This is a genomic window from Brenneria sp. hezel4-2-4, from assembly GCF_013155275.1.
GTDB lineage: Bacteria > Pseudomonadota > Gammaproteobacteria > Enterobacterales > Enterobacteriaceae > Brenneria.
The window spans coordinates 168,418-183,863 of the sequence record NZ_JABJXS010000003.1 but is presented as its reverse complement, the minus strand read 5'-3'; the positions used below and the strand labels follow the sequence as shown (position 1 = coordinate 183,863).

14 protein-coding genes and 2 tRNA genes are annotated in these 15,446 nt (G+C 54.3%); 7 read left to right on the top strand and 9 right to left on the bottom strand.

Annotation, left to right across the window (positions count from 1 at the left end):
* Positions 1-44: 44 nt before the first annotated feature.
* Complete coding sequence (gene syd / locus HOY33_RS07600) at positions 45-593, bottom strand: SecY-interacting protein (protein WP_172289613.1); 549 nt, start codon at positions 591-593, stop codon at positions 45-47.
* Between the two features lie 71 nt (positions 594-664).
* Here syd and queF point away from each other — a divergent pair, with 71 nt between their 5' ends.
* The 3 genes from queF to xni all read left to right on the top strand — a co-directional run bounded on the left by queF (position 665) and on the right by xni (position 3,921).
* Positions 665-1,513 carry an NADPH-dependent 7-cyano-7-deazaguanine reductase QueF gene (gene queF, locus HOY33_RS07595; RefSeq protein WP_172289612.1) on the top strand — a complete coding sequence of 283 codons (849 nt, stop codon included), beginning with the start codon at positions 665-667 and terminating at the stop codon, positions 1,511-1,513.
* Between the two features lie 132 nt (positions 1,514-1,645).
* Positions 1,646-3,010 carry a nucleotide 5'-monophosphate nucleosidase PpnN gene (ppnN, locus tag HOY33_RS07590; protein ID WP_172290017.1) on the top strand — a complete coding sequence of 455 codons (1,365 nt, stop codon included), beginning with the start codon at positions 1,646-1,648 and terminating at the stop codon, positions 3,008-3,010.
* 146 nt (positions 3,011-3,156) lie between these two features.
* On the top strand, positions 3,157-3,921 hold the full coding sequence (gene xni / locus HOY33_RS07585) for a flap endonuclease Xni (protein ID WP_172289611.1): 765 nt from the start codon (positions 3,157-3,159) through the stop codon (positions 3,919-3,921).
* A 105-nt stretch (positions 3,922-4,026) separates the two neighbouring features.
* Here the strand turns inward: xni and rlmM are convergent, their stop codons facing one another.
* The 4 genes from rlmM to HOY33_RS07565 form a co-directional block, all read right to left on the bottom strand.
* Positions 4,027-5,127 (bottom strand): 23S rRNA (cytidine(2498)-2'-O)-methyltransferase RlmM, encoded by a 1,101-nt coding sequence (gene rlmM / locus HOY33_RS07580; protein WP_172289610.1) that lies wholly within the window; start codon positions 5,125-5,127, stop codon positions 4,027-4,029.
* Entirely contained in the window at positions 5,120-5,515 is a 396-nt protein-coding gene (locus tag HOY33_RS07575; RefSeq protein WP_172289609.1) for a DUF423 domain-containing protein, read from the bottom strand. The genes rlmM and HOY33_RS07575 overlap by 8 nt, the downstream gene beginning before the upstream one ends.
* Positions 5,516-5,564: 49 nt before the next feature.
* Positions 5,565-6,488 carry a transcriptional regulator GcvA gene (locus HOY33_RS07570; RefSeq protein ID WP_172289608.1) on the bottom strand — a complete coding sequence of 308 codons (924 nt, stop codon included), beginning with the start codon at positions 6,486-6,488 and terminating at the stop codon, positions 5,565-5,567.
* A 353-nt stretch (positions 6,489-6,841) separates the two neighbouring features.
* On the bottom strand, positions 6,842-7,063 hold the full coding sequence (locus tag HOY33_RS07565) for a YgdI/YgdR family lipoprotein (RefSeq protein WP_172289607.1): 222 nt from the start codon (positions 7,061-7,063) through the stop codon (positions 6,842-6,844).
* A 184-nt stretch (positions 7,064-7,247) separates the two neighbouring features.
* Between HOY33_RS07565 and csdA the strand changes: the two genes are divergently transcribed.
* Together csdA and csdE are read left to right on the top strand one after the other, a co-directional pair.
* Positions 7,248-8,453: a cysteine desulfurase CsdA gene (csdA, locus tag HOY33_RS07560; RefSeq protein WP_172289606.1), complete on the top strand. Its 1,206-nt coding sequence runs from the start codon at positions 7,248-7,250 to the stop codon at positions 8,451-8,453.
* A 15-nt stretch (positions 8,454-8,468) separates the two neighbouring features.
* Positions 8,469-8,921: a cysteine desulfurase sulfur acceptor subunit CsdE gene (gene csdE, locus HOY33_RS07555; RefSeq protein WP_172289605.1), complete on the top strand. Its 453-nt coding sequence runs from the start codon at positions 8,469-8,471 to the stop codon at positions 8,919-8,921.
* A gap of 28 nt (positions 8,922-8,949) precedes the next feature.
* Here csdE and tcdA read toward each other — a convergent pair whose 3' ends face one another.
* From tcdA to mltA, 3 genes are all read right to left on the bottom strand, one after another.
* Entirely contained in the window at positions 8,950-9,762 is an 813-nt protein-coding gene (gene tcdA, locus HOY33_RS07550) for a tRNA cyclic N6-threonylcarbamoyladenosine(37) synthase TcdA (protein WP_172289604.1), read from the bottom strand.
* Positions 9,763-9,811: 49 nt separating this feature from the next.
* The gene (locus tag HOY33_RS07545; RefSeq protein WP_172289603.1) at positions 9,812-12,070 is read right to left on the bottom strand and encodes a molybdopterin guanine dinucleotide-containing S/N-oxide reductase; all 2,259 of its coding nucleotides are present in this window, start codon (positions 12,068-12,070) and stop codon (positions 9,812-9,814) included.
* Positions 12,071-12,202: 132 nt separating this feature from the next.
* On the bottom strand, positions 12,203-13,375 hold the full coding sequence (mltA, locus tag HOY33_RS07540; protein WP_172290016.1) for a murein transglycosylase A: 1,173 nt from the start codon (positions 13,373-13,375) through the stop codon (positions 12,203-12,205).
* A 266-nt stretch (positions 13,376-13,641) separates the two neighbouring features.
* On the opposite strand from mltA, the gene HOY33_RS07535 reads away from it, so the two are divergent.
* Positions 13,642-13,718: transfer RNA gene (locus tag HOY33_RS07535), tRNA-Met, on the top strand.
* Positions 13,719-13,764: 46 nt separating this feature from the next.
* Positions 13,765-13,841, top strand: a tRNA-Met gene (locus tag HOY33_RS07530).
* A gap of 111 nt (positions 13,842-13,952) precedes the next feature.
* Here the strand turns inward: HOY33_RS07530 and amiC are convergent.
* The gene (amiC, locus tag HOY33_RS07525) at positions 13,953-15,194 is read right to left on the bottom strand and encodes an N-acetylmuramoyl-L-alanine amidase AmiC (RefSeq protein ID WP_172289602.1); all 1,242 of its coding nucleotides are present in this window, start codon (positions 15,192-15,194) and stop codon (positions 13,953-13,955) included.
* Positions 15,195-15,446 lie beyond the last annotated feature (252 nt).

Below are 15,446 nucleotides of genomic sequence, written 5' to 3'. Positions count from 1 at the left end.
GTAAGAGATCTCTCACATCACGAAAAGTGAAACATGATTAATCATTAGGACAGTAACGGACGAAGCTGGGAAAGAAACACTGCCAGCGTCGGCGCCAAAACTTGATGTTTTTTCGTCCCAAATTCTTCAAGAATGATCTGGCCGGAGACATTACACAGTGAAATCATCGTCATTTCAGAATCGGTCGTGGCTAAAAACAGCGTCGGAGGCAATTTAAGCCGTTTCTGCGTCAGCAGATGGCCGATCAGATTTTCCTGCATGCGGGAAAAATCCTCTTCGCTCCAGACCTGGAGCACAACACAGGAAACCGAGCCAAATTGCGCCGCCATATCGCCGGCATATTGCATGGTATAAAAAGCATGGATATCCGGGTGCAAGCTAATATCCAGCGCGCGCTCCACGCCATCCAGCGTCGCAGCGGGTAAAAATGGCTGCGGCAACCAGTAAACCGCATCATCCTTAGTGTCTGTAATACAAGGGGAAGGCACGCCGTATAAAGCCTCGCTGGCTGGCGCGCGCCCGGTTTCCTGCCGCCAGGACTCGACATAACGCCGGGTAAATGCCGTCAACGCCTGAGTTACCTCATGATCCATAATTTTTCTCATCATTCTATTAGTCGGGTTACACTAGTCATTATTGTATCTTCTTCTATCAAGGCAACAGCATGTCCGCTTACGACAAGCATCAAGCCCTGAGCGGGCTGACGCTGGGGAAACCCACTCCTTATCACGATCGCTACGATGCCGGTTTATTGCAGCCGGTTCCCCGTAGCCTGAACCGCGAACCGCTCGGCATCTTTCCGCCGGATCTGCCGTTTCATGGCGCGGATATCTGGACGCTTTATGAGCTTTCCTGGCTGAACAGAAATGGCGTTCCGCAAGTCGCTGTCGGTGAAATGCGTCTGGACGCCAACAGCCTGAACCTGGTTGAGTCCAAAAGTTTCAAACTTTACCTGAACAGCTTCAATCAAACCGTATTTGATAGTTGGGACGATGTACGCGCCACGTTAATAAACGATCTCGCCCGGTGCGCGCAAGGACAGGTCAGCATAACACTGTTTAAACTCAGTGAACTTGAGGGACAACCCATTGCCGCATTCAGCGGCGAATGTATCGACGATCAGGATATCCGGATCGACGACTACACCTTCAGCGCCGACTATCTGGCCGCGGGCAATCAAGACCAGACATGGACGGAAGAAACGCTGGTCAGCCACTTACTTAAGTCTAACTGTCTGATCACCCATCAGCCGGACTGGGGCTCGGTGCAGATCCACTACCGCGGAAAACGCATTAATCGGGAGTCGCTGCTGCGCTATATCGTGTCATTCCGCCATCATAATGAGTTCCATGAACAGTGCGTAGAGCGGATTTTTAACGATCTGATGCGTTATTACCAGCCGGAAAAACTCAGCGTGTACGCCCGTTACACTCGCCGCGGCGGGCTGGATATTAATCCATGGCGCAGTAACTATCCTTTCACCGCGCCTGACGGACGATTGCCGCGTCAATAAATGCGTAGCGCTACGCAACTTCGGTTGCCCATCGCCATCATGATTGGAAAAAATGATGGGAGCGCGCTAAGGTGGACACAGATGAAAATAAGCGCTGAATCGACGGATTTTACTGCGATTAAAGGAGCAAAATTGATTACACATATCAGCCCGTTAGGGTCAATGGATTTGTTGTCACAGTTGGAAGTGGACATGCTGAAAAGCACCGCCAGCAGCGATCTTTACCGTTTGTTTCGTAACTGTTCCCTCGCCGTATTAAATTCCGGTAGCCAGACGGATAACAGCAAAGAGCTGCTTTCCCGTTATGAAAACTTCGATATTAACGTGCTGCGCCGTGAACGCGGCGTCAAACTGGAGTTGGTTAACCCTCCTGAAGAAGCATTTGTTGACGGTTATATTATCCGTTCGCTTCAGGCCAACCTGTTTGCCGTGCTGCGCGATATCCTGTTTGTGAATGGGCAAATCACCAGCGCGGGCCATTACCAGAATCTGGATCTGGAAAATTCCGCGCACATTACCAATATGGTTTTTTCTATTTTACGTAACGCCAGAGCGCTGCACGTGGGGGAAGAACCTAATATGGTGGTGTGTTGGGGCGGTCACTCAATCAATGAAACCGAATATCTCTACGCGCGGAAAGTCGGCAGCCAGCTTGGCCTGCGCGAGCTGAACATCTGTACCGGCTGCGGCCCCGGCGCGATGGAAGCGCCGATGAAAGGCGCCGCGGTCGGACATGCCCAGCAGCGCTATAAAGACGGGCGCTTCATCGGCATGACCGAACCATCCATCATTGCCGCTGAACCGCCTAACCCGCTGGTGAATGAATTGATCATCATGCCGGACATTGAAAAACGTCTGGAGGCCTTTGTACGCATCGGTCATGGCATCATCATTTTCCCCGGCGGCGTCGGTACGGCGGAAGAGTTCCTGTACCTGCTGGGTATTATGATGAACCCGGAAAACAGCGAGCAAGTATTGCCGATCATCCTCACCGGGCCGGAAGAAAGCGCCGATTATTTCCGCGTGCTGGATGAATTTATTATCGGCACTTTAGGACGTCAGGCTCGCCGCTACTATTCCATCATTATTAATGACGCGGCGGAAGTGGCGCGCCAGATGAAGAAATCGATGCCGTTGGTGAAGGAAAGCCGTCGTCATACCGGGGATGCGTATAGCTTTAACTGGTCGTTGCGCATCGCGCCAGACCTGCAAATGCCGTTCAACCCCAGCCATGAAAATATGGCCAACCTTAACCTGCATCCCGAGCAGCCCGCGGAAAAGCTTGCCGCCGCGCTACGTCGCGCTTTCTCCGGTATAGTTGCCGGCAACGTTAAGGAAATCGGTATCCAGGCCATCGAGCAGGAAGGGCCTTATAAGCTGCATGGGGATCCGCGGATGATGAAAAGTATGGATATATTGCTACAGGGTTTCGTTGCACAGCAGCGCATGAAACTCCCTGGCAGCGCTTACATTCCATGCTACGAAATCTGTGCCTGATGTTATGCATACCGGCTATTACGCGATGCTTGATATTACCGCGCATCGAATCGGTTAAACGCGATTCGATTAGGCGATTCGATACAGACCTCACGGGGAAGTAACCCTTCCCCGCACACACGGATGACCCTATCAGGAAACTGCCTATGCCTGTACATTTGCTGATTGTCGATGCGCTTAACCTGATACGTCGGATTCATGCGGTACAAGGCTCGCCCTCCGTCACCGCCTGTCAGCATGCATTAAATCAACTGCTGCAACATAGCCAGCCAACGCATGCTGTCGCGGTATTTGACGACGAAGACCGAAGCACCAGTTGGCGTCATCAGATTTTACCGGATTACAAAGCCGGACGAACGCCGATGCCGGACGATCTCAAAGGGGAACTGCCGCAGATTAAAGCGGCTTTTGCCTCAATGGGCGTTGCCAGTTGGCATTCACCGGGCAACGAAGCCGACGATCTGGCCGCCACGCTGGCGACCAAAGTGGCGGCCTCCGGATATCAGGCAACCATTGTTTCAACCGATAAAGGCTATTGCCAGCTATTGGCGCCGACGATCCAGATCCGTGATTACTTTCAGAAACGCTGGCTCGATTTGCCTTTTGTGCAGCAGGAGTTTGGCGTCTTGCCGCAACAGCTTGCCGATTACTGGGGATTGGCCGGCATCGGCAGCAGTAAGATCCCCGGCGTCAGCGGCATCGGCCCCAAAAGCGCCGTGCAGTTGTTGCAACAGGCCGGCAGTCTGGATGCGCTTTATCAGGATCTGACGAATGTGCCGGAAAAATGGCGGAACAAGCTTGAGCAACAGCGGGAAATGGCGTTTATCAGCCGAAAGGTGGCAACGCTCAGTACCGAGCTGACGCTGAACGGCAATCTGCAACAGTTGAGATTATCGCCGCAGCATCATTAAGCCCGGCTCTCTCGCCTTCTTTCTATCTTTAACCCGTCGCCTATACATACAGCGCTTTGCCGCTGCACGTATAGGAAATGATAATGATGGAAAGGCGGTGAAAAACTATCGCTCGTCGCGCCGACCCGGCACGGCGGCCCAGAATCGCCGTGCGTGTACCGTCACCTCTTCACGATCGTGATACAACTGTTTGGCATGCACCTCGGCATTAATACCGTTCTCAGCCAGACGCGCGTTAAGCAAAGCCAGATTCTGCGAGACTTCCTCATAACGCTTTTTCATCGGCAATTTCAGATTGAATATTGCTTCGCGGCACCAGCCTTTTACCAGCCAGTCGGCAATCAGACTGGTTACCTTGGCCGGTTTTTCCACCATGTCGCACACCAGCCAGTAAACGTTATTACGCGGCGGTTCAAAGCGGAAACCATCGGCCTGATGATGCATCACCTGCCCGGTGTCCATCAGACTTGGCGCCATCGGGCCATTATCCACGGCGTGAACCATCATGCTGCGTTTCACCAGTTGATAAGTCCAGCCGCCGGGACACGCGCCCAGATCAACCGCATACATACCGCTGCCGAGCCGTTCATCCCACTCATCCGCCGGGATAAACACGTGGAAAGCCTCTTCCAGCTTCAACGTCGAGCGGCTGGGCGCATCCGACGGGAACTTCAGGCGCGGGATCCCCATGTAAAACGGAGAGTTGTTGCTACTGTAAGAGTAACCGACATAACAGCAACCGGGCGCGATAAACAGCACATGCAGCACCGGTCGGTCGGCTTTCTCATATCCCAATAAAATCTTGTTCTCACGCAACGCCGCACGTAGAGGCACGGTAAATTTGCGGCAGAATTTCATCAGTTCCTTACTTTCATTGGTGTCCGGCACTTCAACACGCAATTCACCCGCGCGCTCGATAGCCCCCGTCAGCATCCCGACAATCGGCGTAATGCGATCTTCCGGCGGCAGATCGCGCAGCAGTTCGCCGCTGATGAACATCTGCCGGGCAAAAATCAACTCATGAAACGGCAGCTCTTTTATTAGTCGCTCCGCATCTTCATGCTGATAGCATTCAAAGATCACATAGCCGCTGTTCTCTTTTACTCTGGCAAAACCATAGGCGTTATGGTGCGTGGCTTTTTCCGTTATTTCCGCCGCACACTCTTTCTCAAATCCCGGGCGACAGTACAGAATCACTTTATTCATGGCGTTCAGCCTTTCTCTTCAGACGCAGTGCGCCAACCAACATTAATAACCACCCAACCAGAAAACAGAATCCACCAATCGGCGTGACATAAACCCAAAGCCTCAGAGGCGACAGGGCCAAACAGTACAGGCTACCGCAGAACAACACCGTCCCCAGGGCCAGAAAAACGCTGCTCCAGTAGAACCACAGATTGCTGCGCTGATACATGACGATAGACAACGCCAGAATAGCCAGCGTATGAAACGCCTGATACTCCAGCCCGGTATGCAGCCAGGCGAGTTCGTTCTGGCCCAGCGTTTTGCTTAACACATGGCTGCCGAATGCCCCCAGCGCGACAAAAACAAAACCGCTGACGGCGGCAAACACCAGCATGAATCGACCATTCATCGTTTTATCCAATAGCGTCGTGTGTAAATTCGAGACGATGCGCTTCGCCTCAGCGCGTACCGTTATCATAACGAAAACGAAACTTTTCCTGCTCATTGGCCGCCCGAGCCAGGATCCAGTGTCGGAAAGCGGCTATTTTACCCAGTTCTGCCTGACTGTCATGACATACCAGATAAAAAGCATTTTTGCTGACCAAAACGTCATTAAACGGACACACCAGCCGACCGGCCTCGATTTCCGTCTGCGCCATAACATTATTTGCCAGCGCCACGCCCTGCCCGTGAATTGCCGCCTGAAGCACCATCGCGCTATGGCTGAAAATCGGCCCCTGCTGCACATTGATCTGCACGCCAAGCTGACGCGTGTAGGTCAGCCAGTCACGGCGCGAGGCGTCATGCAGCAACGTGTGCGCCGCCAGATCGTCCGGCGTTTTCAACGGATGGTTGCCGGTCAACAATACCGGCGAACAGACCGGCAACAGATATTCGGCGTACAACTTTTCCACCCGCAGCCCGGGCCAATTGCCACGGCCGTAAAAAATAGCCACATCCACATCGTCCGACAGGCGATCTTCATCCCGATCGACGGCCTGAATGCGCACATCGATACCGGGATATTCAGAGTTAAAGCTCGACAAACGGGGAACCAGCCAGTGAATGGCAAAGCTGGGCAGCAGACTGACCGTCAGCGCCCCCTTGGCGCTGCGCGACTGCAATTTACGGGTCGCTTCATTAAGTGAAGAGAAAATTTCTTTAATATCAAGGTAATAACTTTGACCTTCTTCCGTCAGCAGCAAGGAGCGGTTACGGCGGCGAAACAGTTTAAGCCCCAGGAAATCCTCCAGTGACTTAATTTGATGACTCACCGCCGCCTGCGTAACGAACAACTCTTCCGCCGCTTTGGTGAAGCTCAGGTGACGGGCTGCCGCATCAAATACACGCAAAGAATTGAGCGGAGGTAGACGTTTTGACATAAATAAAATTCTTTTATTTACCGATAAATAACGCCTTCGACGCGCGGATTTATCTATTAGTTTTTATAATCCGAGCCATTATAATTTGTCCGTTGAGGATGTACCAGCAAATACCTATATTAGCGCGACTTCCTGAGCCGGAACGAAAAGTGCGGAGGGGTGACCTGAGGTGCTTTTGGCTTGTGGTTGTGATGTTGTGTTTGCTGTTTATTGTCTGCCTTTTCAGACGCGGTAGCGAGTCTACCTTATTTCACTTCCTGTACATTTACCCTGTCTGTCCATAGTGATTTTATATATAGCACCGCAAATCGCGGTGCTTTTTTTTATCTGCAATATCAAGCCGCCGACCATAACTACTTCGCTTCCACCATTTCCTTCACGTCAGCGCGGTTAATCTGCTGATTCTGCCCGTATGCGTCGGTATAACTGATCATACCGGTATCCGTATCAACTTTCGGTTTGCCATCGGCTACAATCGTGCGCCCGTCGTTGGTATGCAGGACGTAATTGCTCGAACAGGCCGCCAGAGAAAATGCCATAACAATCGCCGCCAAAATAGAAATTTTATTCTTCATAATCAACTCCAATTGAATTTAAATGTTCTTTAATTAGCCTTATACACAAGTAAACTCTGAAACTTAACACTTTAAAGCGTAGCAAGGTTTGTTGGTTTTTCCACAAAGTAATGTTAAGTATAGTCCTAAACTTGTTTCACCCGGGAAAATGGGACAGGATCTGACTCCCCAAAAGAGGATGACCATGACACCGTTTAACGCCACAACGTTTCGCCAGCAGTTTCCCGCGCTCAGGGATGGCGCCGTGTATCTGGACAGCGCGGCAACGGCCCTGAAGCCACAGACCGTGATCGACGCCGTGCAGCAGTTTTACAGCACGGGAAACGGTACGGTTCACCGTAGCCAACATCGGGCGGCTCAGGCGCTGACGCACCATTTCGAACAGACACGGGAACAGGTGGCGACGCTGCTTAATGCGGAAGATCCCTGCGCCATCGTCTGGACTAAAGGCACGACGGAAGCGATCAATCTGGTCGCTCAAAGCTATGCCCGTCCGCGTCTGCAACCCGGCGACGAAATCGTCGTCAGCGAAGCGGAACACCACGCCAATTTAATCCCCTGGCTGATGGCGGCGGAACAGACTGGCGCGCGGGTGGTGAAACTGCCGGTCGGCGCGGATGGGTTGCCGGATATCGGGCGGCTTGCCGATTTACTGACGCCGCGCTCCCGATTGCTGGCGCTGGGCCACATGTCCAACGTCACCGGCGGTCTGCCCGATTTGGCGACAGCCATTCAGCTTGCTCATCAGTACGGCGCCGTGGTGATGGTCGATGGCGCGCAGGGAATGGCGCACTGTCCGCCCGATGTTCAGGCGTTGGATATCGATTTTTACGCTTTTTCCGCACACAAGCTGTATGCCCCCACCGGGCTCGGCGTGTTGTACGGCAAACCGGCGTTGCTGGAAAGGATGCTTCCGTGGCAGGGCGGCGGCAAAATGATGACCCAGGTTTCCTTTGACGGCTTTACCCCGCAGGCGATCCCTTACCGGTTTGAAGCCGGTACGCCGCACATCGCCGGGGTACTTGGCCTTTCCGCGGCGCTGGATTGGCTGTCCCCGCAGGATTGGCATGGCGCGGAGCAGTATAGCCGGGATCTGGCCCGCCAGGCAGAATCTCAATTGGCGCAATTCCCGGGATTTCGCAGTTTCCGCCGTTCTGATTCCAGCCTGCTTTCTTTCACGTTTTCCGGCGTGCACCATAACGATCTGGTCACGCTGCTGGCCGAAAGCGGCATTGCCTTACGTGCCGGACACCATTGCGCACAGCCGCTGATGGCGGCGCTGGGAGTCAACGGCACGCTGCGCGCCTCGTTTGCGCCGTATAATAATGAGCAGGACGTTGCCTCGCTGGTCACGGCCATCGGTAATTCACTTGAATTACTGACCGATTAATCGATATGAAAAACCATGACTGATATTGCCGATACTCCCCACCCTTTCGGATCTCAGATTAACGCTGACGATCTGCAAATCCGTTTTGATGCCTGTCGTTCATGGGAAGAGCGCTACCGGCAGCTGATTTTATTAGCCAAACAGCTCCCTTCGCTGCCGGAAGCGCTGCAAGACGACGCCATTTCGCTGTCTGGCTGTGAAAACCGCGTCTGGCTGGGCTATCAGCGGCGGGAAGACGGCACATTGCATTTTTATGGCGACAGCGACGGCCGCATCGTGCGCGGCCTGCTGGCGGTGTTACTCACCGCCGCGGAAGGAAAAACCGCGAGCGAACTGCTTCAGGACGATCCGCTGGCGCTGTTCGATCGGCTGGGGCTACGCGCCCAACTCAGCGCCTCTCGCTCCAGCGGCTTAGCGGCGCTGGCCGCCAGAATTCGGGAGATAGCGGAACACGTTTGCGCGCAATAACCGAAACAGCCTGCCGCACCGCGTGAGGTTAACCCTGTGACCGGCGCGTCGCTTTCGCCATCATCTTCTTCAACACATGGGAAACGGCGACAAAACCAAAGGTCGCCGTCACCATGGTTGCCGCGCCGAAACCAGAAGCGCAGTCCATGCGCATTGCGCCTTCGGCGGTGCGGCGCGAGGCGCAGACGGAGCCGTCCGGCTGCGGATACACCAGCGGTTCGCTGGAAAATACGCAGTCAATGCCCAGTTTCCCTTTGCTGTTTTTCACCACGTTAAAATCATGCTTCAGCCGTTCACGCAGTTTGGCCGCCAGCGGATCCTGAATGGTTTTGGCCAGATCGGCCACGTCAATACGCGTCGGGTCAATTTGCCCGCCCGCCCCGCCGGTGGTGACCACCGGGATTTTATAGCGGCGGCAGTACGACAGCAGGGCCGCTTTCGGACGAACGCTATCAATGGCGTCAATCACATAGCTGAAATTGCGGTCAAGTAACTCCGCCACATTCTCTGCGCTGATGAAATCGTCCACGCAGGTGACCTTGCATTCCGGGTTAATGGCCAGAATACGTTCCGCCATCACCTCGGTTTTCGCCTGCCCGGTATGCTGGCGCAACGCATGGATCTGCCGGTTGGTATTGCTGACGCACACGTCATCCATATCAATCAGCGTGATGGCGCCAATACCGGTGCGGGCCAGCGCTTCCGCCGCCCAACTGCCCACGCCGCCGATGCCAATCACACAGATATGAGCCTGAGAAAACAGCGCCAGCGCCTGCTGACCATATAACCGCGCGGTGCCGCCGAAGCGCTGTAAATAGGCTTCGGAAAATTGCGTACTCATTAACAACCGACCTTTGACTCAGGGAAAATAAAAACGCCTCAGGATAGCGCTAAACCCGCACCACATCCACCAGACAGCTCATGGCGTTCGGCCCCTGAGTGAGTGAAGAGGTGCCGATATCCAGCGTCAGGACGTTCGCGTTGCCCGATTGTTCGACCGGGTGCCACTCTTTGCGCCCAAACCCCGGTTCAAACCAGGCGCCGGTGGACATAATCACCACGCCCGGCGTCACGCCGTCGGTGATCCGCACGCCGGCCAAAATACGGCCGCGATCGTTTCTGACTTCCACCTGTGAGCGGTCGGTAATCTCACGCGCCGCCGCATCCTGCGGATGCATATAGAGCGTTTCTTTACCTGCCGTTTTATTGGCTTCAACCTGCGGCGTCGCCGCCAGTTGGCTGTGCAGCCGATCGGAAGGCTGGATGGAAATAAAGTGCAGCGGCCATGTTTTGCTGGCGGGCGCACCCAGCCATTCAACCGGCGGCCGCCATTCAGGATGCGGCGCAAAGTCGGGGTAGTCGTAGCCGGCAATGGTCGAACTGAATAGCTCTATTTTGCCGCTCGGCGTTTGCAGCGCATGTTGCTGCGGGTCGCGGCGGAAATCTTCAAAGAATACGAACGGCTTTTCATCCATCGGGATCTCGACATGCCCATGGCGCCAGAATTCATCGAATGACGGCCACAATTGCCCGGCGTCGTTCTGTCTGGCTCGGCAATCCGCATACAGGGTTTCCAGCCATTGCCGCTCATTACGGTTTTGGGTGAACGTCTCCTGATAGCCCAGCCGTTCGGCCAGTTCGCTGAAAATATCGAAGTCATGACGCGCCTGGTGCTGCGGAGCAATCGCCTGATGCATGGCAAAAATAAAACGGTCGCGGGAAGAGCCGCCAATATCATTACGCTCCAGCGTCGTGGTCACCGGCAGCACGATATCCGCCATCTGCGCCGCCGGCGTCCAGACGATATCCTGAACGATGACCGTATCCGGCCGGCGCCAGCCTTCAACCAGCCGGTTCAACTGCTGGTGGTGGTGGAAAGGATTGCCCCCGGCCCAGTGAATCAAATGGATATCAGGATAGGCGTGAGTTTCCCCCTGAAAGGTGTACGGCTGCCCCGGATTCAGCAACATATCGGCGATACGCGCGACAGGGATCGCCCGTCCGGCATTCGCACAGGAGGGAGAAGCCGGCGCGGGCGTCGAAATACGTTCGTTGCCCACGCTGTTCATCGAACCATGTCCGAACGAAAAACCGCCGCCCGGTAAACCGACCTGCCCCAGCATGGATGAGAGCGCGATCATCATCCAGTAAGGCTGCTCGCCGCGGTGCGCGCGCTGGACGGAATAGGAACAGGTAATAAAGCTGCGCACCCCGATCAACTGTCGCGCCAGGCGCTGGATACGTTGCGCCGGAATACCGGTGATGGCGCTGGCCCATTCCGGAGTTTTGGCAATCCCGTCGCCGCGCCCGTGCAGGTAATCCGTCAGTTGATCGTAGCCCACGCAGTAGCGTTGCAGAAAATCCTTATCGTCGGCGTTCAGCCGCTGGATTTCATAGCCCAGCGCCAGCATCAGCGCCACGTCGGTATTCGGGCGGATAGGGATCCACTCGGCGTTGACAAACTCAGGGCAGTCGTCACGCATCGGGCTGATGTTAATCACCGGAATGCCTTTTTCCACCAGCTTTTCCAGCGCGGGCTTAAGCGTATGATGCCCGGCGCCGCCGGAGGCGACCTGGGCGTTTTTCAGCGCCAAACCGCCGAAAGCGAGGAAAATATCGCAGTGTTCGGCAACGCTGCGCCACTCGGTCACTTTTCCGGTCAGGGGATGAAACGTGCCGATCACATAAGGCAGGAAAAACTGCGCCGCTCCCCAGCTGTAGTTGCCCAGTTGGTCGACCGCCCCGCCGCCGGAGAAATAGAAACGACGCACCTGCGAGCGCGCATGATGAAAACGCCCGGCGGAAGACCAGCCGTAAGAGCCGGCAAACAGCCCGTCGGCGCCATACCGATCGCGCACGCGGCGGTTCTCCGCAGCCACCAGATCCAGCGCCACATCCCAGTCAACCTCAACAAACGCTTCCTTACCCCGCAGCGTGCGATCGCTGTTCTCGCGTTTTTGCAGCCACGAACGGCGTACCGCGGGACGGCGGATGCGGCGTTCCGAATAGACCAACGGCACAATGGAGTCGAGCATGGCGGAGGGAGCCGGATCGTCCGCAAACGGCTCACAGCGGATCAATTTTCCGTCCTCAACAACCGCGGTAAACGCGCCCCAGTGTGCAAGGTGTGGATAACGCTTAATCGACATGACGACCTCGTGGTAAGTAGTTAGCGGACTATATAATAGCGTGGTTCCGCACCTTACCCAATCGCCGAAATCGCCAATGATTTATGCGTAATTCGAAATTGCTTATGCGTATTTCAACCTGTGGAACACGAATTAATTCAGTGGATTATTAACCAACAACGAGCCTGAACCAGGGGTCTTCATTGCCGGATTGCCCTGAGAAGCACTGAACAACGTATTATCACTTTGGGTGTTTTTCAGTACCCATACCCGCCCATAGTGGTTATAGAACCCCGCCGCATGACCCGCCTCATGCCCGATGCCCTGATAAATATCGAAGTGCTGGCCTTTAATCGCGCCGCCGACATCCAGCGCAATCATCACGCGCATTTCATACTTACCGGTGAATTTCCCTTCATTATCCAGCAAAGGCACCTCCGCCAGCAGTGCCGTACCCGGCGGGATCAGCGAACGATCCGACGCCACGGACGCTTTAGCCACCAGCGGCACCGCGCTGGCGCCTTTGACTGGCGCGGACATCATCGGTTTAAAGAATACAAAAGACGGGTTCTGTTCCAGCAACTCCCGCACTTCATATTCGCTGCGCTGTTCCGCCCACTTGCGGATAGCCTGCATAGACATCTCTTCACGCGCCACCTCGCCACGGTCGATCAGCACCTTACCGATACTGCGATAGGCATGACCGTTTTTACCGGCATAACCAAAGAAAGTCAGCGGGCGACCGTCGCCAAAATCGATGTAGGCGCTGCCCTGCACCTCCATCATAAAGTTATCCACCAGTGAATTCGACCAGGCCAGAATCAGGCTGTCATCCAACGCCCCGGAATAGATAGCGGCGCGATCCGGCAGGCGGCGGTTTTTCTTGCCCCGTGACGGCATGGCGTAGAGCGGATGGCGAAACTCTCCCTGACGGGTATAGCGGGCTTGCAGCACCGGCGTGTAATAACCGGTGAATTGGACGTTGCCGAAGTTATCCACGCCTTCCATCTGCCAGGCGCTCAACCCGAATTTGCTTAGCTCGCGGGTATCGGCGCCGGACATCATCCAGTTTTCTATCGCCTGAAAGGTATTGGTGTTGCGGGAGTACAGCCCCGGAGATGCCGCCCTGATTTCAGAGACCTGGGTGACAAAGTCGCGCGCATTGACCGGTTTCCCCTTGGCGCTCGGCTCATTCACCAGTTCCAGAGGCTGATTGAGGTGTCCGTCTTTATACTGCTGGCCCCGATCGGTCGGCCTGGACTGACACCCAGCCAAAATGGCGATCACCACGCCGGTCAGCACATATTTTCCCCAACATCCTTTCATCTTCGTTGCGCTCTCTTTTGACATCGACGGATTCACCGTCGAACGATAACAAACACCTATATAGAAAGAAACGACCCCGGATAAAAAATAGCACAGCCATGCCATTCAGGACGGCGAACGTCGTTTATCCACATGAAACCCCATGACATTGTGTATAAAAAACAATCTATTGGGTGGTAAATTCAGCACCCGTGCGGGTTATCCCGTATTTTTTACAGAAATAGGTTGCATAGAAGTTCATGGGGAGTATAGTGCGCATCCACGGACGCGGGGTGGAGCAGCCTGGTAGCTCGTCGGGCTCATAACCCGAAGGTCGTCGGTTCAAATCCGGCCCCCGCAACCAATTTGATGTGTGTAAACCATCAAAAGAAGTACGATATCAAGACGGACGCGGGGTGGAGCAGCCCGGTAGCTCGTCGGGCTCATAACCCGAAGGTCGTCGGTTCAAATCCGGCCCCCGCAACCAATTGATAATCAATAGCTGAACACCCTTAACGGGTGTTTTTTGCTTTCTGAGATACCCCATTCCGATCAACATTCATTTGCTACAGCCAACGCCCCTGTCTCCCTGCCTTAGTTAGCGCCCCGAATGCGCGGCAAAATAGGCCTTGATACCGGTAAGAATAGATTCGGCTATCTGTTGCTGGAACTGACTGGTGCGTAATTTGCGTTCTTCTTCCAGATTACTGATAAATGCCGTTTCCACCAGAACAGAGGGGATATCAGGGGCTTTCAGCACCGCAAACCCGGCCTGATCGACGCTATTTTTATGCAGACGATTCACCTTGCCCAGCCGGGTCAATATTTCCTTGCCGAACTTCAGACTGTCGTTAATGGTAACGGTCTGCACCAGATCAAACATGGTATGGTCGAGATAGCGATCGCCGCTCATGCTCACCCCGCCGATTAAATCCGATTCGTTCTGCGTCTGCGCCAGAAAGCTTGCCGCGGTGCTGGTCGCGCCTTTTTTGGACAGCGCGAATACCGACGATCCCCTTGCCGCGCGATTGGTAAACGCATCCGCATGAATAGAGATAAACAGGTCGGCCCGCTGCTTGCGCGCTTTCGCCACTCGCACGCGCAACGGGATAAATACATCTTCATTGCGGGTCATATACGCTTTCATATTGGGTTCACGATCGATCAAGGCGCGCAGGCGGCGGGCTATCTGCAACACAATATCTTTCTCGCGCGTTTTGTTTTTACCAATCGCGCCGGGATCTTCACCGCCGTGGCCGGGATCAAGCATAATGACCAGCGGACGATCGCGCCCGGCTTTCCCGGCTTGCGGCGCCTCCGCCGGCAGCGTGCGCTCCAGATCGCCCTTATTGTAATCCTCCAACAGCGCCAGCAACGGGTCGTCTTCGTTGTCATAACGTCCTGGCAGCGGATAGAGATCCATCACCAGACGGTGTTTGAATTCCGCGACCGGGCTCAGCGTAAACAGCTTGGCATCCGTTCCCTGCTTTAATTCCAACACCAAACGCACCGTATTTTTATCAAACTGGCCGATTCTGGCATTTTTAATCAGCGGATCGTTTTGCTGAAACTGACTGGAAATATTCTTCAGGACGTTATTAAGGTGGATATTTTCAATGTCCACCACGATGCGATCCGGATTGCTAAGGGTGAACTGCTTGTACTTAAGCGAATGATTTGATTCCAGCGTGACGCGGGTATAAGAAGAAGAAGGCCAGACGCGCACGGCAATCACCTGCGCGACCGCGGCCATCCCGACACCGCTCACGCTTAACAGCCAGGTTGCCGCAGCGCTTTGTAACAGGCGCCGCCGAGTCAGATTGTGATTCGAATGAGACATGCAACTCCGGTCTGATTACTGTGTTATTGCCAGGCACTGAGCGTAGGGATAAGAAAATTTTCAAAAACTTTAACCAATCTCCTCTCCCGTGTCATGCAAAAATCATTTTTATGCTTTACCGACGGTATCTTTCAGGCACAAAAGGGATAAATTCTTAATTTACCCTTCCGGTCTTTCAGCGATGACTTACCCCTTGCGTTTTTCCCCATAAAGAATAAAAATACAAAAATTACGAATAAAAATTCAAACAGG